The organism is Mucilaginibacter celer (assembly GCF_003576455.2).
Classification (GTDB): domain Bacteria; phylum Bacteroidota; class Bacteroidia; order Sphingobacteriales; family Sphingobacteriaceae; genus Mucilaginibacter; species Mucilaginibacter celer.
Genome location: NZ_CP032869.1, coordinates 5,473,638 through 5,496,724, shown reverse-complemented (window position 1 = coordinate 5,496,724; position 23,087 = coordinate 5,473,638). Strand labels below are relative to the sequence as shown.

The following is a 23,087-nucleotide window of genomic DNA, read 5'->3' as shown; positions in this document are numbered from 1 at the left end:
TTATATTTTACTTTCAATGTTATTGATCATGGTTTGGGCCTTATCAAATACCTGCTGACCGGTAATGCCCGATACCGGCGCGTAACGTGCCATCTCGCACATATCCAGGGTATCCAGCATCTCGTTAATGAGGCTTTCATCAAGCGAACGGGCTTTCAGTTCATCGCCAATTTTTTCACGGTTCAGGTCGGCATAGGGGATATTCAACTTATCGCTTAAGTAACCATACAATCCGCGGAACAGATCTTCGTAAAAGGCTTTATTATCGTTAGCGGCCAGGCGTTGTTTGGCTACAGCCAAATGTTTGGCAGCCACCCTGCCCGCCTTGCGGCTTTTGGTACCCACCACATCGGCATTGTTTTTATCGCGCCATTTGCCGTAAACCAATGCTCCGGCAAATCCCAGCGGACCTAAAATTAACAGGAAATAATACAGGCCCGAGTCATAAAAATCGCTGCCTACTTCGTTTAATTCATTTTCGGTTTTAATGTAGCGTATATCATTGCTCAGTACTTTAACATCCTGTTTGCCTGCGCTGGAGAAAGCCGTAACGTTACTGTTATCGCCTGTGCCTTTGGCTACTTTAACCGGGAAGGCCCGGGTTGTTAAAGTCACATACTTGCCGGTAGCCGGGTTGAAATACGAGAACTTCACCGGATCAATAGTATAATCGCCCTGGTGTCTTGGGATTAGTAAATAAGTATATCTTCTGCTGCCCGATGAGCCGCTTTCGTTTTCGACGATGGTATCGGTTACCTTGGGATCGTACTTTTCAAAATCGGGCGGGAAGTTGGGGCTTATCGGCTTTAATAATTTCAAGTTGCCGGTACCGCTAACTTTCAGTTGATAATTGATGGCGTCATTGGCCTTGATCTCATTTTTATCAAGCGAGGCCGAGATATTAAATTTGCCTACCGCGCCGCTAAAATCGACCGGTTTACCTGCCAGTGGCAATGGTTTTACGTGGATAACCACCGGGGTACCTTTAACGCGGTATTTTACATCTTCATATCCCCCAAAAAAAGCATCGAAAGGATCGCCGGATGATGATGCGGCCTGTTGCCTGATCACAAAGTTCATGATGGCAGGCTCGATAGTGATATTGCCCTCATGCTGGGGGAACAGGATGGTTTTCTTGATATCGGTTACGTTATACCTTACGCCGTTTAAAACTTCGGTACGCCATTGCGCATTGGGGTTATTGTTTTTAATATCCTGGCTGTAAAAACTATTCAGATCCGGAATTTTTTCAGGTTCGCCGTTAACAATTGACACCCGGGTATAAAGCCTCAGGTTCATTACTATTTGCTGGCCTAAGTATACCGTTGATTTATCAACCGAAGTACGCAAAAAAAGTGATTTTGAAATGTCTCTAACCCTGCCGCGTTGAATATTGCTTTCGTCCGGAGCATTGAATTGCTGCTGCTGTTGTTGTTGCTGGCGGCTATTACCCTGAGGGCCGTTACCGCTGCCGGCCGAACCTTTCACAACCCTTATTTTGATAGGAGTTGTACTATAAGGCCTGCCGCCCGCCATAATAGTAGCCGGACCTATAGTAAATTCGCCCTCTTTAGTAGCCATCAGATCGTAGCCATAAGCCATGCTTACCGAAGTTACCCCGTTTATCATGGATACGCTGTTGGATACATTAGGCCCTGCAACCACCTGGAAACCGGCGAAAGCTGGAGGCGCGAAGCGTTCGCCATTGGCATTGATAGAGAAGGTAATTTCAAAAATCTCGCCCGTGCCTATGGTAGTTCTATCTGCCGATGCCGTAAACTTTACCTGTGCGAAAGCCAGGCTTGAGCAAAACAACAACAGCGTTAATATGAATAGTTTAATTTTCATTAGTTATTTACAAAACAACAAGGTTTACCAGTCTTTTGAAATAGGGACTTTGGCTCCTTTTAATTTTTTATTCTTCAGCTTATCCTGGGTTTGCTTTTCATCGTTGTTTAAAGCATCAAGCATGCGCTGGGCATCATCTTTTGACAACTGGTTGGGCTGCTGGCCCTGCTGTTGCTGCTGATCTTTCTGATCCTGGTTTTGCTTGTCCTGGTCCTGCTTGTTTTTATCCTGATCCTTCTTATCCTTATCGCTCTTGTCTTTATTCTTGTCGTCCTGGTTCTTGTTGTCTTTATTTTTATCCTTGTTTTTGTCTTTGTTATTGTTGCCGCCTCCACCGCCGCCGCCTTTGTTTTTATCCTGCTGGTTTTTCAGCATTTTTTGAGCGTAGGCAAGGTTGTAGCGGGTTTCATCATCCTTGGGGTTGTTCAGCAAGGCTTTTTTATAGGCATCGATACTTTCCTGGTATTTTTTCTCGGTTAAAAACGAGTTGCCCACGTTATGAAAAGCGCCCGCCTTCGCGTTTTTATCGCTTGTGCCGTTGGCAATTTTGTTGAAAAGGGCAGAGGCATCGCCATATTTTTTTTGCTTGAACATGGCATCCGCAAGGTTAAAATTACCCTCGAGGGTTTTGGCTTGTTTGCCTGTGGCCTGGCGGTAAGCTGCTTCGGCTTCTTTATATTTTTTTTGCTGATAAAGCTCATTACCCTGTTTAATGAACTTTTTTTCCTGCTGGGCAAACGTTAATGAAGCCTGCAGCACTAAAATGATGGCTATGATATATTGCTTCATGGTTGTTTTACTTCAACTTCAAATAATTTGATTTTGCTGAGGCGCATGTTTTTACGGTTGGAGATGAAAAACTCAACCAGCAACAGTACAAAAGTAATGGCCAGGAAAAACTGGAATCTATCCTCAAAATCTTTAAACTGTTTGGTATCGGTCATTTTGCGCTGCACTTTGGCAATCTGGTCCATCACGATGTTCAAGCCGCTGTTGGCGTTGTTGGCCCGCACATAAACGCCGCTGCCTGCTTCCGAAATTTCTTTACCCATGGCCTCGTTAAGCTTACTTACCACCGGGTGCCCGGTGCTGTCGTTATGAAAACCGATTTGCTTACCATTCTGCAAAATAGGTATCGGCGCACCTTCTTCAGATCCTACGCCAACAACATTTACCGTAACGCCTCTTGATAACGCCTCTTTGGCTGCTAATACCGCGTCGTCCTCATGATTTTCACCATCGGTAATAATGATCATGGATTTGCCGGTACCGTTCTTAAAATCGAAAGATTGTAAGCCCAAATTGATTGCAGCGCCGATAGCAGTACCTTGTGTAGGTACCATATCCGTATTGATGGTATTTAAAAACAGCTTGGCCGCCGAATAATCGGTAGTAACGGGCAACTGTACATAAGCCTGGCCCGCAAATACGATAATACCGATACGATCATCATGCAGTTTATCTATCAGCTGGGCTAATGCGCGTTTGGCGTTTTCCAGGCGGTTAGGGGCAAGGTCCTGCGCCAGCATACTGTTGGATACGTCGAGCAGGATCATCAGGTCGGCACCCTTGCGTTTTACATCTTCGGTTTTGGAGCCTAATTGTGGGTCGGCTATGCCGATGATCAGGATGGCATAAGCCAAAATGAAAAAGATAAACTTAATGGTTGGGCGCGAATGCGAAACCTGCGGCATCATCTGGGCTACCACATCTTTATTACCCAACGAGGCTATGGCTTTGCGTTTCCACCAGGCAACCCTCAAAAAAATAAAGAGCAGCAGCGGAATGGCAAGCAATCCCCATAAATATTCTGTATTTGCAAAACGTAGCATGCTGTTATGTTATAGCCCCTTTAAGCAGGGTGTTTTTGGTTAAAAACTCCAACGATAAAAGTGCCAGCGCGATAAGTGCGAACGGCAAAAAGCGCTCGGTTTTTTTGCGGTACTGGGTAACATCTATCTTGGCTTTTTCCAGTCTGTCAATCTGTTCGTAAATATCTTTCAGTGCATTGTTATTGGTAGCTCTGAAGTATTTGCCGCCGGTAGTGCTGGCTATCTTGCTTAGCGTACCCTCGTCAATATCCACCTTCATGCGCTGGTATTGTACGCCCATTGGCGTTTGAACAGGGTAGGGGGCAAAGCCGTTGGTACCGATGCCTACGGTATAAACCCTCACGTTAAACTGTTTGGCAATCTCCGCCGCGGTTATTGGCGGGATGGACCCCGAGTTGTTCGAGCCATCGGTAAGCAGGATCACTACTTTACTTTTAGCCTGGCTATCTTTTAAACGGTTAACGGCAGTGGCGAGGCCCATACCAATGGCGGTACCATCCTCAATCATTCCGTTTTTAATATCGGCATATAAATTCACCAACACCGAGTGATCAATAGTAAGCGGGCACTGCGTAAAGCTTTCACCGCTGAAAACCACGAGGCCTATCCTGTCGTTAGGGCGGTTCTCAATAAAATCGATGGCTATTTTTTTACCGGCTTCGAGCCTGTTGGGCTTAAAATCCTCGGCCAGCATACTGCCTGAAATATCCGAAGCGATCACGATATCGATACCCTCGGTAGTGGTATCCTGCCAGCTTAATGATGTTTGCGGCCTCGCCAATGCAACAATCAATGCCGCTAATGCCAATGATCGTAATATGATACCCAAATGCCTGAAACGCGGCAGCGCGCTTTTAGTGATCATGGCAAAACCACGGATGGTTGGCATGGTCATGCTGGCGTTTAACTGCTTCTGTTTCCAGATGTACCAGCCCACAATAAGCGGGATGCTGAGAAACAGCCAAAAAAAGCCTGGATGCGCAAATTCTATTCCTTTAAACCAACTCATTTAGCTTCATCCTCCTTTGTGTTAACGGGTGCCGCTGCAGGTTGTGTATCCTTCACAAAGCTTACTGCGTTTTCCATGCTCTTTTCGTTCTCAAACGGCGTAGGTTTCTCTTTGGCAAATTTCACCATATCCGATAGCACAAGCAATTGCCTCAACAAATTCCTGTCTTCGCTGGCGATGTCCATGGTTTTCAAACTGGCGAAGATCTCCTCAGATGTCTGCTCCAGCGCCTGGATGTTATAGCGCTGTTCCAGGTAATCGCGTACTACATCACTTATTTCAATGTAGTATTCTTTAACCTGTTCCTGCTGCCAAAGTTGTTTGCCTTTTATTTCGGCCAGTTTTTCGAGGGCGATAACGTGTGGTGGTTTTATCGGCTTCGGTTCTTCTGCAACCACTTCCTTTTTAGGGCGTTTAAGCAGGTAGTAAACTACGCCGCCGGTGGCTGCCATGGCTGCTAAAATGCCTACTACCAGTTTCCAGTTATCGCGCAGCCAATCCCAAAAATTGTATTTGATGGCCAGCGGCTGTTTAATATCGTAAAATGCTTTGGTGGTATCAACCGCAACTGTTTTAACATCAAGTATCAGCGAGTCGGTTTGCATTACGCCAACCGGCAATTTAAACGCGTATGAGGGGATAGTATAAGTGCCGCTGTCAAAAGCAGTAATATTATAATGGCGGGTAATGGTTTCGATAGAGTTATCAACCTTATCAAAAACAGTATCGGCTTTAAAACCACCTGCTATTTTGATCTTGCTGCCTATGCTATCAGCAAGTTTTGGGAAGCCAATGCTATCTTTGGCATGAAAACGAACGCTTAGATGCAGCTGCGTTTGCTCGCCAATTAATATTGATTGTTTGGTAAGTGCAGCCCTTGGCCCGAAAGCCTCTTGTGCCCCCGATGTTTGGTGAAAGCCTGCAAGCGAAACCAATATTGCCAGGGTATATTTAATGTACCTGTTCATGTGTATTATCGTCGGCCCCCGCGCTTTTTAAATAGTGTCATTAATGGTTTTACGTATGATTCGTGCGTGCCGATGGTGGTATAATCAACCCCCGAACGTTTAAAGGTATCCTGCAAAGCCGAGTTGCGCTTTACAGCATCCCATTTAAAAGCTTCGCGCACGGCTTTATCGCCGGTATTTACCCACATAATATGGGCGCTCTCTTCGTCTTTCACCGGGATGAGGCCCAGGTTCGGAAACTCCTCCTCGTGCTTATCATACAGTTTAAGAGCAACGATATCGTGTTTTTTATTGGCGATCTTGAGCTCGTTTTCAAATTCGGGCGTAATAAAATCTGATATCACAAAGGCCGTGCATTTCTTTTTGATAGCGCCGGTAAAATACCTTAAAGCCTCGGCCACGTTGGTGCCTTTGTTTTCGGGCTCGAAGTTGATCAGCTCGCGAATGATCATCAGGATATGGCTGCGGCCTTTTTTAGGCGGAATAAATTTCTCAACCTTATCGCTAAAAAATATCACGCCCACCTTATCATTGTTCTGGATGGCCGAAAATGCCAGTACCGCGCAAAGCTCGGTAGCCAGTTCCTGCTTTTGCTGGTTTTGTGTGCCGAAATATTCCGACCCGCTCACGTCCATCAAAATCATTACAGTAAGCTCACGCTCCTCGTCGAACACTTTTACGTAGGGGTGGTTAAAGCGGGCGGTCACGTTCCAGTCGATAGTGCGGATCTCGTCGCCTATCTGGTATTCGCGCACCTCGCTAAAGGCCATACCGCGCCCCTTGAAAGCCGAATGATACTCGCCCGAAAACAAGTGGTTACTTAAGCCACGGGTTTTGATCTCGATCTTCCTTACCTTTTTTAGCAGATCTTTGGTGTCTTTAGCCATAAAAGCCCTATAGCCCCCTCTAAATCTCCTCCTGAAGGGGGAGACTTTTTGATATCGTTATATAATAATGTTATTCGCCTCGTTCTTCAAGCCCTCTCCCTTCAGGGGAGGGTTGGGAGGGGTTTACGGTACCTCGATCGCGTTTAGGATACCGGTAATGATATCCTCGCTGGTGATGTTTTCAGCTTCAGCCTCATAGCTTAAGCCGATACGGTGCCTCAACACATCATGACAAACCGCGCGAACATCTTCAGGGATCACATAACCACGACGTTTGATAAAGGCATAAGCTTTTGATGCCAGCGCCAAACTGATACTTGCCCTTGGCGAAGCACCAAAAGTGATCAATGATTTGTATTTGGCCAGTTTAAACTGATCTGGGAAACGGGTAGCGAACACGATATCGATGATATACTGCTCGATCTTCTCGTCCATATAAACCTCACGAACAATTTGGCGGGCGCGTACAATCTCTTCCGGTTTGATGATGGCGTTTGGTTTAGCCATACCTCCTGCCGAAATATTGGCGCGCATAATCTTTTTCTCGTCTTCCTTGGTTGGATATTTAATTACCACTTTCAGCATAAAACGGTCAACCTGCGCTTCCGGCAGCGGGTAGGTACCTTCCTGCTCAACGGGGTTCTGGGTAGCCAGTACCAGGAATGGATTTGGCAATTTAAAAGTGGTATCGCCAATAGTAACCTGGCGCTCCTGCATAGCCTCGAGCAGAGCACTCTGTACTTTGGCCGGTGCACGGTTAATCTCATCCGCCAAAATAAAGTTAGAGAAGATAGGCCCCTGGCGTACAATGAACTCTTCTTTTTTCTGGTTGTAGATCATGGTACCCACCAAATCGGCAGGGAGCAAATCCGGCGTAAACTGGATACGGCTAAAGCCCGCCTGGATAGCTTTTGAAAGCGTGTTAATGGCCAAAGTTTTCGCCAAACCCGGTACGCCTTCCAGAAGGATGTGCCCGTCGGCCAGTAAACCGATCAGCAAACGCTCAACCATGTAACGCTGACCAACAATCACCTTATCCATCTCCATAATCAGCAGATCGATAAAGGCGCTTTCTTTTTGTATCATCTCGTTCAAAGCCCTGATATCGGTTGAGTACGATACCGGTGCTGCCGGAGCGGCTTGCGACAGGCCGCCTGTATAGCTATTTTGTTCTTCCATTAATTTTTTTCGTTTCGGTAGGCAAACTTAAACACCCGTTCAGTTTTTCGCCAACTAAAAATTTAGCTCAAATGTTAAAAATTGTTAAATACTAATGTGTTGTGGCCCGGTTATCTGTTTAACACTCATTAAGTTTGGTGAAAATTGTTAAATCCGGCCCTTTCAAATCCCCAAGATACGCTATTTAAGCGCTTTTGATGTAATTAAACGTGATTTGGTTGGTTTTATTGGGAGGAGATTGAGTGCAGGATAACTCGTGCTCGTTGCAGATGGGCGACTAATAAGGATCAGTTGCACCAGAGCTGCAAAAGATTTGTAGGAGAATGCAAATGATTGTTTAAGCGTGCCAGAGGTACGCAACCTGTACGCTTGATAGGAATTGCATGTGGTGTTCCGTACCTCTGGCACGGGAAACAAGGCAAATATGTATGTGCTACAAACCTGTACCCCCTCTGGGGGATTTCTACGTTGGCTAATTATGCCTGTGATAAAGAATAGGGTTTATTGATTACTTTTAGCGATATCATCAAAAGCCATGCGGAAATTAATAATGCTATTCATTATAGCTACATCTATTGTTTTAACTGGAAATGCCCAAAGCATCTACAAAAACATCCCACTCCCCAAAGCTATAGCCGGTGTTAACGAAGAATTTTCCGGCATGACTATCTATGGTAACCGCCTCTACCTCGAACCTCAATATGGTGATCATAAGGAAACCAAGCTGGATGGCGTGTTTAATTTATATAGCATCCTTACCGATAGCATTAGCCGGGTAATAGATAATAGGGATACTTCGCTAACGGCTTGCAAAACCATTAGCGTAAAAAATCTTAACCTGCTGCCCGATTCTGTAAAAGCAAACTACGAGGGTTTTGAGGCGATATGTATTGTAAACAATACCGTTTTTCTATCTATCGAAACTGATGATAAATACCCATACTGCTTTTTGCTGAAAGGCAAGCTTGACACCCTTAAAAATGAGGTGATTATTGATCCTGCCCATTTTATTTCTCTGCGGAGATATCCGGCTATCAGCAATGCCGGTTTTGAGGCGGTAACTTATCTACCTAAAGAAAACAGACTGCTGGCCTATTATGAATTTAATGCTATGCCCAAAGGAGGCTGCGGATACCTGATTGACACCTCGTTTAATAAAATTCCCGAACAGGTAAAGGCTCCCTTTTTATATTTCAGGCTGACGGATATCGCCGCCGCGGATGATGGCCGCGTTTATGGCGTCAACTATTTTTGGAATGGAGATTATAACAGTTATTTAAATAACGATTGGGTAAAATCGCCGGAAGTATCGATTGGTAAAATCACTCCAGAATTGGGGGAGAAGCTGAAAACTGATCCTGATTATTTGAAGAAGAACACTTACGTTGCTATTGTTATGTTGGATAGTGCTAAAAGCCGAAAGTGGAAATACGTACGATCATTTGACGGGTTTAAGAATAATTGGGAGGGAATGGCGCTGTTTAAAAAAGGAGCGCTGGTAGTTACCGATGCCAACCGGAGCGGTAAGCAGGTTTGTAAGTTGGTTTATGTGGATTTTTAGCCCGCTATTCTCCCACTCGTCATTGCGAGGCACGAAGCAATCCCCGACTATACAGGGCGGATTTGCATAGCCTCTCTGCCTCTTGGGGATTGCTTCGTACCTCGCAATGACGTGGTGGAGGTGGCAAGTAAAACAAAAAAAGCCGCTCATCGCGGCTTTTTTATATATCAGGTTTATAACAAATTATTCTTCAACCATCTCGCTGTTGGGGCTCGCCACTTCCGGGTGTTCGTGTTTAAAATAGCGTTTTTGATATAGTAATATCATGATAACGCCTACGCAGATCGAGGCATCGGCAAGGTTAAATACCGGCCTGAAAAACTCGAAGCTTTGCCCGGCCCAAAACGGGAACCATGATGGGTATGTGCCCCTGAGCAGCGGAAAATAGAACATATCTATCACCCGGCCATGAAATATCGGCGCATATTTGTACATCAGTCCGTAAAAGGTGGAATCGATGATGTTGCCCGTAGCACCGGCCAGGATGAGGGCCACATTCATGATGAGGCCACGGTGGTATTTGTGTTTTATTAAAAAAATGAGGGTGTAAATTATACCGGCAACCGCAACAATACGGAAAAGTGTTAAAGCAAGCTTGCCCGTATCTCCGCCCCATTCCATCCCGAAGGCCATACCGTTATTTTCGGTATAGTGCAGCATACCCCGCTTGCCCAGAAACTGAATTTCTTCCTGGAGTTGCATGTGCTGGTGCACCCAGGTTTTAATGGCCTGGTCGGCAAGGATAATGAAAGCGGCTGTAAGAAAAGGTTTGGTATAAGCAGCCTTCATTTATTGCCTTAATTTAGCTTCCATCGAAAGCGTAGTGTGCGGTACTGCACGTAAACGCTCTTTCGGGATCAGTTTACCGGTTTCGCGGCAAACACCGTAGGTTTTGTTTTCGATACGTACCAAAGCGGCTTCCAACTGCTCGATAAATTTTTTCTGGCGGGCAGCCAGCTGGTTGATCTGCTCTTTTTCGAGCGTGGCCGAGCCGTCTTCTAATGTTTTGTAAGTACCGGCAGTATCATCAGTGCCGTTAGCATTTGGCGAACTTAATGACGTAGCCAATGAGTTTAACTCTTCGCGGGCAATACGCATTTTATCCAGGATGATCCCTTTAAATTCTTGCAGGTCAGCTTCAGAGTATCTGGTTTTTTCTTGTTCTGGTTTCATTATACTTTACTAATAGCAATCAAAATTTCTTGTTCATCAATTGTAACAGGTTCGCCCCCGGTTAACTCGTTGTTAAGCTGTATGTTATCTGCTAAAATTTCGGCGCAAATATAGGATAAATTGTTTTTCACTGCTTCGCCTAAAAATGTGGCGTTGCTGATGCTTACATTAATCCTGTCGGTTACTTCAAACTCTTTAGCCTTACGCAGGTTTTGGATACGGTTGATCAACTCGCGCGAGATGCCTTCCTGTTTCAATTCGTTGGATATGGTAACATCTAAAGCCACGGTTAGTTTTCCTAAATTTGCAACCTGCCATCCGGGCACGTCTTCGGCTATGATCTCCACATCGGCAACCTGGATCTCATACTTACCGTCCAACACGCCAATATTGCCATTTGCCTCTAAAGCCGAGATATCATCTTGTGTAAAATTGTTGATAGCTTCGGCAACGGCTTTCATATCCTTACCTACTTTTTGGCCTAAAGCTTTAAAGTTTGGCTTGATCTTCTTTTTGATAAAGCCGGCGGTATCGGTAATGTACTCAATATCTTTAATGTTGGTTTCAGACAGTATAAGGTCTTTAACCTGCTCAACGTGTAATTTAAAGCTTTTATCCAGTATTGGCAACAAAATTTTGCTTAACGGCTGGCGCACGTTGATATTCACCTTTTTACGTAACGATAAGGTTAACGATGAAATATCCTGAGCAAGTTGCATACGCTCTTCAAGCTCGGCATCAACCAGCGCGCTGTTATACTCAGGGAAGTAAGCCAAATGAACTGATTCAAACGGTTCTTTACCGGTAACGGCGTTCAAATCGCAATATAACCTATCGGCAAAGAACGGCGCAACAGGCGACATCAGCTTACTGATAGCGATCAAACAAGTATATAATGTTTGGTAAGCCGATAGCTTATCTTCCGAATCGTCTGATTTCCAGAAACGGCGGCGGCTTAAGCGGATAAACCAGTTGCTGAAATGTACATCCACAAATTCCTGGATAGCGCGGGTGGCTTTGGTTGGCTCAAAATCGGCATAGTAACCGTCAACCTCTTTGCTCAGGGTGTTTAACAACGAGATGATCCAACGATCGATCTCCGGGCGTTTGCCGATCTCGATCTCAGGTTCGCTGTACGTAAATTTATCGATGTTGGCATATAGCGTGAAGAACGAATAGGTGTTGTGTAGCGTGCCAAAAAACTTACGCCTTACCTCGTCAATACCTTCTTCATTAAATTTAAGGTTATCCCATGGCGATGCGTTGCTGATCATATACCAGCGGGCAGCATCGGCACCGTATTGTTCGATAGTAGTGAATGGATCAACAGCGTTGCCTAAACGTTTAGACATTTTGTTGCCGTTTTTATCCAGCACCAAGCCGTTTGATACCACGTTTTTAAACGAGATACCTTTATTACCAACCTGCTCGTTAATGGCTTTGATCTCATCGCTGGCTTCGCTCAGCATTACAGCTATGGCGTGCAGGGTGAAGAACCAGCCGCGGGTTTGGTCAACGCCTTCGGCAATGAAATCTGCCGGGTAGGCGTTTTTAAATTCTTCCTGGCCTTCAAACGGGAAATGCCATTGCGCGTAAGGCATAGCACCCGAATCAAACCAAACGTCGATCAAATCGGGCTCGCGGAACATTTTGTTGCCGGTTGATGATACTAATACCACATCATCAACATAAGGGCGGTGCATATCTTCCAGCACAAAACCTTCGGGCATAAAGCCTGCTTTGATCGATTTTTCAATCTCGGCATTCAGCTCGGCAATTGAACCTATGCAGATCTCTTCGGCACCGGTTTCTTCGCGCCAGATAGGCAGCGGGGTACCCCAGTAGCGCGAACGCGAAAGGTTCCAGTCGACAAGGTTTTCCAGCCAGTTACCAAATCGGCCTGTACCGGTCGATTCCGGTTTCCAGTTGATGGTTTTGTTAAGCTCCACCATTTTATCCTTCACGGCGGTGGTGCGGATAAACCAGCTATCAAGCGGATAGTATAATATCGGCTCGTCGCTGCGCCATGAGTGCGGGTAGCTGTGCTCGTATTTTTTAACGTCGAAAGCGCGGTTCTCGGTTTTTAATTTGATCGAGATGAGTACGTCGGTTGGTTTAAAACCTTCTTCGGCGCGCTCGGCCTCGGTGTAGTACTCTTCTTTAACGTAACGGCCTGCGTAGTCGGTAACCTCGGTTACAAAACGGCCTTGTTTGTTAACAAGCGGTACATCTTTGCCGTTTTCATCTTTAACCAGCACCGATGGTACGTTGTTTTCCTTACAGGCCCTAAAGTCATCGGCACCAAATATTGATGCAGTGTGAACTATACCGGTACCATCTTCGGTAGTAACAAAATCGGCCGGGATCACGCGGAAGGCGTTTTGCTCCAGGTCGGCATTGGTTACATATGGCATCAACTGCTCATAGTGGATGCCCACCAGTTGACTGCCTTTTACTTCGGCCTCAATTTTCCACGGGATGATCTTGTCGCCGCCTTTGTAATCGGCAAACGAGGCGTTCTCTCCCTCGGCTTTAAAATATTTTTTAACCAGGTCTTTAGCCAATACCACGCAAACCGGCAGGTAGGTGTAAGGGTTAAAAGTGCTGATTTTAGCGTAAGTGATCTCCTCGCCAACGGCAAGGGCGCAGTTTGATGGTAACGTCCATGGCGTGGTTGTCCAGGCCAGGATAAATACTTCGGTATCTATGCCGTTAAACAAAAACTCCGAATCGCCATCGCGTTTAACTTTAAACTGCGCGGTAATGGTAGTATCCTTCACCATTTTGTAGGTGCCCGGCTGGTTCAGCTCGTGCGAGCTAAGGCCTGTACCCGATTTTGGTGAATATGGCTGTACGGTGTAGCCTTTATACAGCATATCTTTATTATGCAGCTGTTTCAGGATCCACCAAAGGCTTTCAATGTATTCGTTTTTATAGGTGATGTACGGATCGTTCAGGTCAACCCAGTAGCCCATTTTTTCGGTAAGGTCGTTCCAAACGTCGGTATAGCGCATTACCTCCTTGCGGCAGGCATCGTTGTAATCTTTAACGCTTATTTTTTTGCCGATATCATCTTTGGTAATGCCCAAAGCTTTTTCAACAGCAAGCTCAATAGGCAAGCCGTGGGTGTCCCAGCCGCCTTTGCGTTTTACCTGGTAGCCTTTAAGGGTTTTATAACGGCAAAAAATATCTTTAATGGAACGCGCCATTACGTGGTGAATACCGGGCATACCGTTGGCGCTCGGCGGGCCTTCATAAAAAGTATATGGGTTACCGGCCGGACGACTGGTGATGCTTTTTTCGAAGATATTTTTCTGTTTCCAGAAGTCCAGTATCTCTTTGCCTGTTTGCGATAAGTTTAACTGCTTATATTCCTTGTACATCTATTATTTCACCTCGTTTTTAAGAGGTTGCAAAAATACAGAATTAAAAAATGATTTTTTTAATTTAGGCCGATGAAAAATAAAGCAAAACGCTCTGTTTATCTTTTATTAATAGGCATTATCCTGTTTTCGGCAGGAATGGCAATCCCAAGCGCACCTGCCGATAAATGGGACGATATTATGCGGGGAGCCGGAGCCGGGTTATCTATTGCGGGCTTTATCGGCTTGTTTACCTGGTTGATTGATGTGGTGAAGGAGAATAAGTAAGCTGCAAATTCTCTATCCGAAGTTTGAGCATAGATCCTTTGTTCTAAATAAAAAGGCCGAAAAACTCTCGCAGTATTTCGGCCCTACATCTACCTATGAAAACAACCCTTTTTAGTAAGGGTATTAACTGTAATTCAAATGCGGTGCCAATTAAAAAATACGCTTCAGAGCTAATTGGCGCCGTTTTTTGAGATATAAGGAGCTTGGATTGTGGAAACGTATTCCATTTTTGGTACATATTTTTCACATTGGTTAAAAGGAAAGCAAGGATAACCTACAATAAAAATAACAAGAGTTTCAAATCTCGCTCAGTAGCCTGTTTAACAACCTTAACTATCCGGAGAACTCATCGTAAAAATACCTTCCTGAATTGATATGTTTTTTTTTTGCTGGTTAATAACCAGATTGAGATTGATCATAAACAGTTTACAAATCTTGTTATCCGTTATCAGAGAATTAATATAGATAGGAGCAGATAAGGCGAGAAAATTTAGTTAAAAAAAGACCGAAAGACTCTCGCAGTATTTCGGCCCTACATCTACCTATGAAAAACAACCCTTTGAGAAGGGCAATAACATTAAGTCAAACGAAATGCCAATTGCCAAAACAGGCATCAAGCAGCTAAAAAACAGCTTTTTAACAGCCATCCTATGTTAACGTGTAGATAAATTACCCAAATAAGGGTTTATTTTCCCCAAACAGGGGAAACTGTTTTGTTAAATGCACGTAAAACAATTTGTGAGATAATGAATTAATATAGAAACTATCCCCGCTAAACTTTGTTAAACCAATTATGGACTATAATGTATATTTACTGGCAACCGATCCCAGAAACCCATGCCGGGATGTGATCCACTCCAGGGATACACGCCTCAAGGTTAAGGTGTTTTGCCTTGATGAGGAAGGGTTTAGTCCGGACGATAACGAAATTCAGCTTTACGGCTACGCCGATCATAAGCTTTACGCCTTCGAAACCATTGATGTTGCCGCCGAAGATGCACTGGATTTGGTGAGCGCAATACAGTGGTATGCCAATTATATCGGAGATCCGGAGATGGAAATACTGCCCGAAGACCCCCGGCCGCGGGCGCAATACAGGGATGTACAGTGACGGGTACCTATCAATTTACTGCAAATCAAAGCTGTGCTAACTTTTTTCAATTTTATTTTGACAAATAATTACAAACTCCTATGTTTGCAGTCCCAAAACAAGGGGAGCATAGCTCAGCTGGTTCAGAGCATCTGCCTTACAAGCAGAGGGTCACAGGTTCGAATCCTGTTGCTCCCACCAAAAAGCCTTTAGCTTTAACTGAAGGCTTTTTTATTAGATTTAACACATACTGTGGCAAATGTTTTTGTCACCTGTTTACAAAAGGGAGCATAGCTCAGCTGGTTCAGAGCATCTGCCTTACAAGCAGAGGGTCACAGGTTCGAATCCTGTTGCTCCCACAAAATTAAGCCCGACAGAAATGTTGGGCTTTTATTTTTAACACCTAAACATTATTCATTTTGCTTGATCCATTAGTTCGAAATAACTTAATCTTCGTTATATACAGGTTTTACTGGCTCTTTTATTTCCCTTATTTTAATAAATGATCCATTTTTGTGGTCAATCTTCATTTCAAATCTACCCTCCGAATTTGAAACCGCGATACTGCCCAGCATCCCAAAAAGCATGGCCGCAGTAACCTGTTCTGTGGTACCGGTCGAAATTTTCGCATTTCCCGTAAATAAAAAATCGTCACCCACTTTTTTTAACGGATAATATTCAAAACGGGAGGCTATATAAGGCTGCCCCTGGTAAACAATTGCGTAAATATTCTGAGCTTTTACCTTGCGCAGTTTATTATTCTCGTCGGGTGCTTTTACGGCATCAGGGTATATGTTGTAACCCTCTACAACTATCTGTTTTTCCGGCAACTGGTTCATAAATTGTTGATAGGAGGTATACAATCCGTCTGTATAATTTAACACATTAAAAAGTTTTATCCTGCTTTTTTCAACACTGTCAATCCGGATAATTTCACGCATTGTATAAGTTTCAGTCAATTTCGGACTTTTTTGTAAGGCATCGGTAATTAACCCGGCCATAAGCCTACTTCCGGCCCTCAATAAGGTCGAGGTTACATCTACCCCTTTAACCTGTAACAAGGTATCGACAGCCTCAATCAGACCGTATTTTTCATTGGCACCGGCATATAATCCTGCTCTGAGACGGCAAAATCCCTTTTCACTCATTGCTCCGGTAACTTCTGCAAAGCTGAGCTGCCTTAACTGTAACACAAGCTCTCCAGACCCTGCAGATGCATCAATGCTCCGGTTTACCAAAGCGAAAACCTGGGTAGATAAAGGTGGTTCTGAAACAACAGTCGCACTACGATTCAATAAACCGGTTTGAACGAAACCTAAATTGGTTGTATCGTTCCGGATATCAATAAACCGTACCTTGTTATAAAGACTGTTTTTTATACCGGTTGACGCGGTATCTAAATAAAACCCTACTTTGTGTTGTGCATTAAGGTTTAGGGAGGCCAGCAAAACAATAACTTGTAAAACAAGTATCTTACGCATATTTCAATTAATTTGTGATGAACAAATATAACGATATAACAGCCAGCATAACCTGGGCTTTATGAAAAGACCTTAGGCAAGCGCGACTTGTTTAAATTGAGTTTTTCTTTATTAATTATAAAAAAAGGGGCCACCTCCCGGCAACCCCTCACAATTATCAAAAAAACACAAATTTACAAACTCAGCTCAGCCAGCACCGGAAAATGATCTGAAGGATATTTACCATGATAGCTATCAGATAAAATTCCCCACCTTTTTACATCAACCTTACCGGTAGTGAAAATATGATCAATAACACCGCTCTGTTTAATCTCGTGCCCAAACGAGTTGAACGACGGGTTAAACTCATAAGGCTGGGCAGCCTGGCTGTAGGTATCAACCAGGTAGCCTGAGGTGGCCAAACGCTGGTACCAGGTACTGTTATGATCGCCGTTCAGGTCGCCGGTGAAGATGGCTTTTTCGGTTCCTGCAATTTCTTTGATCTTTTTGAGGATGAGTTTGCCGCTTTCTTCGCGGGCAATTTTTCCCTGGTGATCAAAGTGGGCGTTAAAGAAATAGAATTTCTTTTTACTTTCCTTATCCTGCAGGTACACCCACGAGCAGATGCGGTTGCAGCAGGTTGCATCCCAGCCTAAACCCGGTTTATCCGGAGTTTCTGACAGCCAGAAATCGCCTTTTTTTAGCAGCACAAAACGGCTCTTTTTAAAAAATATTGCCGAGTGCTCGCCGGCATCTTTGCCATCGTCGCGGCCTAAACCATAACGCTCGTATTCGGGCAGGGCGGTGTTCAGATCTTCCAGCTGATTTTTGAGGCCTTCCTGGGTGCCGAAAATATCAAACTGGTGGAAACGGATCAGTGCGGCAGCTATCGGGGCGCGTTTAACCCACAGGTTGCCGGTATCCCTCGGGTTATCATACCTCAGGTTAAAAGTTGCTACAATTAAATGCTGTGCGCTGCCTTGCAGGCATATCAGCATTAATAGTGCGCTAAATAAAAACTGTTTTGCTTTCATAGTTTTCAATTTCCCGGTTATTGTTCCCAACCCGGGTTCTGGCCCAATTTAGGGTTTTGAAGCCTGTCGGTTTCCGGAATCGGGTAAAGATAAAATTTGTTGTCCCAATGGCGTGCAATGGTAGTTAACCAGGTAAGCTCGTTATCAGCGCTCAGTCTTTGCGGGTTTGGTGTGCCGCCGGTTAATGTTGCAGCCACGCTTACGTAGGTTACGCCTTTAACCTGCGTTGCCGGCAGTGTTGTATAAAAGCATACATCCGGCACACCATCTTCGTTCAAATCAAGCGGAACATCAAGTGCAGGTACGTAAAAACCGTTCCAGGTTTGGTCCATCAGCTCGCCTCTTTTCCAACGAACAATATCGTTAAACCTAAAACCTTCAAAAGCAAGCTCGATGCCACGCTCGCGACGGATTTCCAGTATCGAAGCATCAGAAATGGCCGGGAAATAGTTGGTTTTAAGGTACTGATCAACAACCATCGGTTTGGTGCTGGTGTTGCCTGTTATACCTGCCCTGCGGCGCAATGCGCCAATGGTTTGGTTCCAGTCGGCATCGGTAAGGGTGCCTAATTCGGCTTTGGCTTCGGCATAGTTTAACAGTACTTCGGCATAGCGCATCATAGGTACCGAGTTGGTATTGCGTGAACCGCCATCCATCGAGGCATCATCCTGCGTTAACTTGATAGGCTGATAGCCGGTGTAGGTGTATGAAAATACAGGCGGCGCAATTTGCTGGGTACCGCCATTCAGCCGGCTGTAATTACCCATACGGATGGTTTGCTGCAAACGCATATCGCGGCCTTTTACTTCCTGGGCAAAAGGCATGGTTTTGTAACCCGGCTTATCAGTGAACGGAGTGCCGTCAATATTAAGATAAGTGTTTACAAACGTGCGGATAAAGCTTAGCCTGTCGCCATAGGTGGCGCTGGTCCAGTACCAGTTCGAATCGTTAAAAACACCCAGGGCAGGATCAGATATCGCGGCCAAAATCACCTCCGATGCTACCGGAGCCTGGCTGGTAAACAGCGCGCGGTATGATTTATCAGTACCACCGGCCGTGTTCAGGCTGAAGCCGCCTTCGGTCATAACCTTTTGGGCGGCATCGGCTGCCTGGGTAAGTAAGCCGTTTGCAGAAGCCTGTAACCCATACTCGTCATGATATTTACGGAAAGTACCTTCAAAAAGGCACACGCGCGATTTAAAGGCATAGGCTGTAAATTTGGTGATCAAACTGCGGGTATTATCGCTTGTGTTGATGTGCAAACCGGCATAATCCAAATCGGCAATGATTGAATCAACTACCAGTGTACGTTTATCCCTGCCGTTGTACAAAGCCGGATCATCAACCTTAAGTGTTTTACCGTACCATGGCACATCGCCAAAGCGTTTCAGTTTATCAAAATAAAACCATGCCCTGAAAAAGCGGGCTAAGCCGATAAAATGCTCGCGCTGAGCCTGGGCAATATTAGGGTTGTTACAATTTTCAATAAAGTAGTTAATGTTACGCAGGCCGGTCCATGTCCAGCCGTTACTTTGACGTGGGCCATAAGCACCTGGCCTTAAAAAATCCGGAACCGAGGTACGGGCGGCATAATCAGCCATTGCATCGCTGCGTACTACATCGCCCGCGGTTGGCAGAATATCGTAAAACGAGTTGGCGTATAGCTGCAGGCCGTTCACGCTTCCAAACACGGCGCTGTTGGTGGCGGTATCGTGCGGTACCTGGTCTAATTTTTTACAGCTAACTGCAATAAAACTCACCAAAAGCATTATTGCGGATAGTTTTGTGTATGTTGATTTTAAAGGAAACATATCTGTAGCTTTTTTAATGATTAAAATGTTGCGGTTACACCTAAGGTTACGCTTTTTAAAATAGGGTAGTTATTACCGTTACCGCTTTTACCATCGGTAACAACCCTGTCTGATCCGTTGATGCTTTCAGGGTCGATATCTTCGGTAACTTTATACAGCGGCGACCAGGTTAGCAGGTTCTCGCCCGAAACAAACACGCGCAGGTTGTTCAGTTTAATTTTCTGAATTAAACGCAGCGGCAGGTTGTAACCTACCTGTACGTTTTTCATACGCAGGTAAGCGGCATTTTGCAAATACTTGGTTTGTGCCTGCGTTAACTCGCCCGAGCCATTTTGTGCCGAGTAACCACGGTATCTTGGGAAGTAAGCGTCGGGATTATCTTCCGACCAGATTTTGCCCAGTTGTGATTGAGGTACCTTGTTATAAGGCCTGTTATACTGTCCCCAGAAAACACTTGCTTCAGAACCAGGGTACCAATCGCGTTTGGCCACACCCTGGAAAAATGCCGAGAAAAAGAAGTTGTTCCAATCGGCATCCACACCAATACCATAAGTATAGCGCGGGGTTTCGTTGCCGATAATGCGTTTGTCGCCCGGTTTATTTACGGTTTGATCACCGTAATCAATTACACCGTCGCCGTTCAAATCTTTAAACTTGATATCGCCCGGTAAAAGCTGCCCGGTAGTTGATGCCTTAATCAAAGTTTGCTTAGGCGAATTAGCTATATCCTGTGCCGATGTAAAGTAACCGGCAGTTTCAAAGCCCCATATCTCACCCACGGTTTGGCCTGCGTAGTAATCGCTTAAACGTTTATCGGGGTTATTGTATTTGGTGATTTTTGAGGTATAATCGGCCAGCGTTAGCCTTAAACCGTAGTTAAACGGTTTTGATCCGGCGTTGAATTTGTCGCGCCATGCTACGGTTACCTCCCAGCCTTTGGTGCGCAGGTCGGCGTAGTTACCTTTAGGCACATCGGTACCAAAAACTGCAGGCAGTGTCATACCAACGGTAAACATATCGGTGGTTTTGCGGATATAGGCATCGCCCGAGATAGTTAACCTGTTTGATAACATACCCAAATCCAAACCAAGGTTTTGGGTGTTTGATGTTTCCCAGGTTAGGCCATCAGGCAATACCCCAGGCTGCCCGGTTTTTTGAGGCAATACGCCATTTAAAATTCTTGTCGATTTATCGATTTTAAATTTTTCCTGGAAAGCATACGAACCGATGCTGCCATTACCCAATGAGCCGTAAGAAGCCCTCACTTTTAAATTAGTGATCAATTCTTTTGATACCTTCCAGAAGGGTTCGTTCGAAATTTTCCACCCGGCAGATACCGATGGGAAGAAAGCGTAACGCTGATCGGCAGGAAATTTTGACGAACCATCGTAACGGCCATCGGCCTCAACCAGGTAGCGATCTTTAAACGAGTAGTTTAAACGGTAAAATCCGCCCACAATATCCCATTTATCCCAACCGCCCGAAGTGCTGATTGATTGGCCCAGGGCAAGGTTAATATCGGTAGCATCATCAAAAATCAACCCGTTACGTGTAACATCAAGCGTTTTTTTGGTTGATTGCTCGAAGTTGAAACCAGCCAGGGCTTTAAAGTAGTGACCACCTTTCAGCTTTGGCTCAAACTCGCCGTAAGTATTGGTAGCGATGTATTGGGCGCTTTGGCTGTACACTTCCAAATCGTTATAAGCGGTACCAATGTATTCAATTACGCCGGGCTTACGGCTGTAAGCTATAGGTACACGTTTACGGTTTTGGCCGTTATCAGTATTCTGGAAAGTGAAATCGCCTTTTACGCGGAAGGTATTGTCAAAAAACTGGGCTACAAAACCGGTGGTGTTTCTAAACACGCGGTTATCAAAGTTGATTCCGTTTTTGCCGTAATAAAAATCGCCTACTGAATAAGCTGCCGAATAGGTTAGCGTACCGTCGGGGTTAAACAAAGGCACCATGGTATGGCCCTCATCCTGGATGTTTCTCCAAACGCTGCCGCCCTCGCCCACGTTAAGCGGGTTGTGGTATTTCATGTTCGAGTAATCGGCATTGTTATAAATACTTAACCATGGGTACACCTGCAATGAACCTTTGGCCCTTAAGTTATAGATGCTATAATCGTCGGAGTTATAGCGGAACAAACCATCCTGCGCAAAATAACGGCCGGTGATCAGGAAATCGGCTTTGCCGCTATTGCCCGAGATGGAGATATTATGCTCGCGGGCGGTGTTATGATCTTTGTATAACAGCTTGTAATAGTCGGTATTGCCGTAGTATTCATACTCGCCTGCGCTGTTAACTATGGTTGATGGCAGTGATGGATCGAGCGAGTGTTTTCTTAACTCCTCTAAATAAGCAGGAGAAAACTTTACCGTTTTATTGATGTTTTGCGGTGTTTGCGAGTAATCGTTCCAGGCGCTCCAGGCATCGTTAAACATTTTGGCAAAAGTGTAGCCATCGGTAACAAATTTTGGCACCGCGGTTGGGCTTTTGATAGATTGGTTGAACGAGTAGGTAACGCTGGTTTTTTCTTTAGATGGATTTTTGGTGGTGATGAGGATCACGCCAAAAGCACCCCTCGCACCGTAAATAGAAGCCGAAGCTGCATCCTTCAAAACCGATACCGTGGCCACATCATTGGGGTTAATGCGGCTTGGGTCGCCTTCAACACCATCAACCAATACCAGTGCATTACCACCCTGGCCGATAGATGTGGTACCCCTGATATTGTACGATGGCGACTGGATTGGCTTACCATCCAGCGGCACCAGGTTTAAGTTGGGAATAACACCCTGCAAACCCTGGGTTAAGTTAGGCAGCGAACGGTTTTCGAGCGCTTTAGAGGTGATCTGATCAACAGCACCGGTTAGGTTTTGCTTTTTCTGCGTTCCGTAACCAACAACCAAAACCTCGTTCAGGGTGCCAGATTGTGCCACCAGCGTAATAGGATTAAGCGTAGTAACCTCGCCCGATTTTATTTTGATACCGGGTATTCGTTTCGATTCGAACGAGATGAAACTTACCATCAGGGTATAGGTACCTTCATCGGCAATGATAGTGAAGTTACCGTTCAAATCGGCCTGCACGCCTTTGCTGGCTTCCACCAGCATAACGGTGGCTCCGGTAAGCGGCTCGCCTTTTTCATCAACAATTTTACCGGTTACTTTACCGGGGGCGGCTTTTGGCGGGTCTTTTTTAAATAAGGTAACTGTTCCTGTTACCTCTTCTTTAAAACCGATTGATGATTTACCTAAAAGCACTTTTAAGATATCGGCCAAACGCTCGTGGTAAAAGCTTTGGTTTTTAACCCCGATATTGGCCTGGGCAATGGTTTTAGGGTCGTAAGCAAATTCGATATTACCGGCTGCTTCAATCTTTTTTATTGAAGTTAACAGGGTTTCGTTTGAAAGGGATACGCTGAGGCGTCTTTCAAAAATCTGTCCGGTGCTTGGAGCGGCAATCAGTACACCGGCGCCCGCAATAATGATGGTGTAAATCAGAAAAGTGATACGCATAGCTTTACTTAAGCAACGTAAGTTTTTTTTCATACTTTTGAGTTCTTAGTGAATTGTAAAC

Annotated in this window: 17 protein-coding genes and 2 tRNA genes; 5 read left to right on the top strand and 14 right to left on the bottom strand. The window is 45.0% G+C overall.

Annotated elements, in window-relative coordinates; genetic code table 11:
• The 7 genes from HYN43_RS22605 to HYN43_RS22575 all read right to left on the bottom strand — a co-directional run bounded on the left by HYN43_RS22605 (position 1) and on the right by HYN43_RS22575 (position 7,723).
• Positions 1–1,848: a BatD family protein gene (locus HYN43_RS22605; protein ID WP_119406195.1), complete on the bottom strand. Its 1,848-nt coding sequence runs from the start codon at positions 1,846–1,848 to the stop codon at positions 1–3.
• Between the two features lie 24 nt (positions 1,849–1,872).
• Positions 1,873–2,637, bottom strand: a complete 765-nt coding sequence (locus HYN43_RS22600; protein ID WP_119406194.1) for a tetratricopeptide repeat protein — start codon at positions 2,635–2,637, stop codon at positions 1,873–1,875.
• Positions 2,634–3,680 carry a vWA domain-containing protein gene (locus HYN43_RS22595; RefSeq protein WP_119406193.1) on the bottom strand — a complete coding sequence of 349 codons (1,047 nt, stop codon included), beginning with the start codon at positions 3,678–3,680 and terminating at the stop codon, positions 2,634–2,636. Before HYN43_RS22595 ends, HYN43_RS22600 begins: the two co-directional genes overlap by 4 nt.
• 4 nt (positions 3,681–3,684) lie before the next feature.
• Entirely contained in the window at positions 3,685–4,689 is a 1,005-nt protein-coding gene (locus tag HYN43_RS22590) for a vWA domain-containing protein (RefSeq protein WP_205589806.1), read from the bottom strand.
• The gene (locus HYN43_RS22585) at positions 4,686–5,657 is read right to left on the bottom strand and encodes a flagellar basal body-associated FliL family protein (RefSeq protein ID WP_119406192.1); all 972 of its coding nucleotides are present in this window, start codon (positions 5,655–5,657) and stop codon (positions 4,686–4,688) included. The genes HYN43_RS22590 and HYN43_RS22585 overlap by 4 nt, the downstream gene beginning before the upstream one ends.
• Positions 5,658–5,662: 5 nt before the next feature.
• Positions 5,663–6,544 carry a DUF58 domain-containing protein gene (locus tag HYN43_RS22580; RefSeq protein ID WP_119406191.1) on the bottom strand — a complete coding sequence of 294 codons (882 nt, stop codon included), beginning with the start codon at positions 6,542–6,544 and terminating at the stop codon, positions 5,663–5,665.
• Positions 6,545–6,667: 123 nt separating this feature from the next.
• Positions 6,668–7,723 (bottom strand): AAA family ATPase, encoded by a 1,056-nt coding sequence (locus HYN43_RS22575; RefSeq protein ID WP_119406190.1) that lies wholly within the window; start codon positions 7,721–7,723, stop codon positions 6,668–6,670.
• Positions 7,724–8,258: 535 nt separating this feature from the next.
• On the opposite strand from HYN43_RS22575, the gene HYN43_RS22570 reads away from it, so the two are divergent.
• Entirely contained in the window at positions 8,259–9,284 is a 1,026-nt protein-coding gene (locus HYN43_RS22570) for an SdiA-regulated/phytase-like domain-containing protein (protein WP_162996587.1), read from the top strand.
• Between the two features lie 183 nt (positions 9,285–9,467).
• On the opposite strand, the gene HYN43_RS22565 is transcribed toward HYN43_RS22570, so the two are convergent.
• From HYN43_RS22565 to ileS, 3 genes are read right to left on the bottom strand one after another with little or no spacing between them, the layout of a single operon-like run.
• Positions 9,468–10,073 (bottom strand): lipoprotein signal peptidase, encoded by a 606-nt coding sequence (locus HYN43_RS22565; RefSeq protein WP_119406188.1) that lies wholly within the window; start codon positions 10,071–10,073, stop codon positions 9,468–9,470.
• Positions 10,074–10,457: a TraR/DksA family transcriptional regulator gene (locus HYN43_RS22560; protein ID WP_119406187.1), complete on the bottom strand. Its 384-nt coding sequence runs from the start codon at positions 10,455–10,457 to the stop codon at positions 10,074–10,076.
• Positions 10,457–13,840, bottom strand: coding sequence for an isoleucine--tRNA ligase (gene ileS, locus HYN43_RS22555; RefSeq protein WP_119406186.1), 3,384 nt, complete (start codon positions 13,838–13,840; stop codon positions 10,457–10,459). Before ileS ends, HYN43_RS22560 begins: the two co-directional genes overlap by 1 nt.
• Before the next feature lie 72 nt (positions 13,841–13,912).
• Here ileS and HYN43_RS22550 point away from each other — a divergent pair, with 72 nt between their 5' ends.
• The 4 genes from HYN43_RS22550 to HYN43_RS22530 all read left to right on the top strand — a co-directional run bounded on the left by HYN43_RS22550 (position 13,913) and on the right by HYN43_RS22530 (position 15,556).
• A complete protein-coding gene (locus HYN43_RS22550; protein ID WP_119406185.1) occupies positions 13,913–14,107 on the top strand; it encodes a hypothetical protein in 195 nt (64 codons plus the stop codon).
• 793 nt (positions 14,108–14,900) lie between these two features.
• A complete protein-coding gene (locus tag HYN43_RS22540; RefSeq protein ID WP_119406183.1) occupies positions 14,901–15,218 on the top strand; it encodes a hypothetical protein in 318 nt (105 codons plus the stop codon).
• Positions 15,219–15,320: 102 nt separating this feature from the next.
• Positions 15,321–15,398 (top strand) — tRNA-Val (locus HYN43_RS22535).
• A gap of 83 nt (positions 15,399–15,481) precedes the next feature.
• A tRNA-Val gene (locus HYN43_RS22530) sits at positions 15,482–15,556 on the top strand.
• An 87-nt stretch (positions 15,557–15,643) separates the two neighbouring features.
• On the opposite strand, the gene HYN43_RS22525 is transcribed toward HYN43_RS22530, so the two are convergent.
• The 4 genes from HYN43_RS22525 to HYN43_RS22510 form a co-directional block, all read right to left on the bottom strand.
• Positions 15,644–16,678, bottom strand: coding sequence for a hypothetical protein (locus HYN43_RS22525; RefSeq protein WP_119406182.1), 1,035 nt, complete (start codon positions 16,676–16,678; stop codon positions 15,644–15,646).
• Between the two features lie 173 nt (positions 16,679–16,851).
• Positions 16,852–17,691 carry an endonuclease/exonuclease/phosphatase family protein gene (locus tag HYN43_RS22520; protein ID WP_119406181.1) on the bottom strand — a complete coding sequence of 280 codons (840 nt, stop codon included), beginning with the start codon at positions 17,689–17,691 and terminating at the stop codon, positions 16,852–16,854.
• Between the two features lie 17 nt (positions 17,692–17,708).
• On the bottom strand, positions 17,709–19,502 hold the full coding sequence (locus HYN43_RS22515; protein ID WP_119406180.1) for a RagB/SusD family nutrient uptake outer membrane protein: 1,794 nt from the start codon (positions 19,500–19,502) through the stop codon (positions 17,709–17,711).
• Between the two features lie 20 nt (positions 19,503–19,522).
• Complete coding sequence (locus HYN43_RS22510) at positions 19,523–23,059, bottom strand: SusC/RagA family TonB-linked outer membrane protein (RefSeq protein ID WP_119406179.1); 3,537 nt, start codon at positions 23,057–23,059, stop codon at positions 19,523–19,525.
• Between the last annotated feature and the right edge of the window lie 28 nt (positions 23,060–23,087).

Bases quoted from the DNA above. Each gene is read 5' to 3' on its own strand.
- HYN43_RS22605 (WP_119406195.1), bottom strand. From the start codon at position 1,848: ATGAAAATTAAACTATTCATATTAACGCTGTTGTTGTTTTGCTCAAGC.
- HYN43_RS22600 (WP_119406194.1), bottom strand. From the start codon at position 2,637: ATGAAGCAATATATCATAGCCATCATTTTAGTGCTGCAGGCTTCATTA.
- HYN43_RS22595 (WP_119406193.1), bottom strand. From the start codon at position 3,680: ATGCTACGTTTTGCAAATACAGAATATTTATGGGGATTGCTTGCCATT.
- HYN43_RS22590 (WP_205589806.1), bottom strand. From the start codon at position 4,689: ATGAGTTGGTTTAAAGGAATAGAATTTGCGCATCCAGGCTTTTTTTGG.
- HYN43_RS22585 (WP_119406192.1), bottom strand. From the start codon at position 5,657: ATGAACAGGTACATTAAATATACCCTGGCAATATTGGTTTCGCTTGCA.
- HYN43_RS22580 (WP_119406191.1), bottom strand. From the start codon at position 6,544: ATGGCTAAAGACACCAAAGATCTGCTAAAAAAGGTAAGGAAGATCGAG.
- HYN43_RS22575 (WP_119406190.1), bottom strand. From the start codon at position 7,723: ATGGAAGAACAAAATAGCTATACAGGCGGCCTGTCGCAAGCCGCTCCG.
- HYN43_RS22570 (WP_162996587.1), top strand. From the start codon at position 8,259: ATGCGGAAATTAATAATGCTATTCATTATAGCTACATCTATTGTTTTA.
- HYN43_RS22565 (WP_119406188.1), bottom strand. From the start codon at position 10,073: ATGAAGGCTGCTTATACCAAACCTTTTCTTACAGCCGCTTTCATTATC.
- HYN43_RS22560 (WP_119406187.1), bottom strand. From the start codon at position 10,457: ATGAAACCAGAACAAGAAAAAACCAGATACTCTGAAGCTGACCTGCAA.
- ileS (WP_119406186.1), bottom strand. From the start codon at position 13,840: ATGTACAAGGAATATAAGCAGTTAAACTTATCGCAAACAGGCAAAGAG.
- HYN43_RS22550 (WP_119406185.1), top strand. From the start codon at position 13,913: ATGAAAAATAAAGCAAAACGCTCTGTTTATCTTTTATTAATAGGCATT.
- HYN43_RS22540 (WP_119406183.1), top strand. From the start codon at position 14,901: ATGGACTATAATGTATATTTACTGGCAACCGATCCCAGAAACCCATGC.
- HYN43_RS22525 (WP_119406182.1), bottom strand. From the start codon at position 16,678: ATGCGTAAGATACTTGTTTTACAAGTTATTGTTTTGCTGGCCTCCCTA.
- HYN43_RS22520 (WP_119406181.1), bottom strand. From the start codon at position 17,691: ATGAAAGCAAAACAGTTTTTATTTAGCGCACTATTAATGCTGATATGC.
- HYN43_RS22515 (WP_119406180.1), bottom strand. From the start codon at position 19,502: ATGTTTCCTTTAAAATCAACATACACAAAACTATCCGCAATAATGCTT.
- HYN43_RS22510 (WP_119406179.1), bottom strand. From the start codon at position 23,059: ATGAAAAAAAACTTACGTTGCTTAAGTAAAGCTATGCGTATCACTTTT.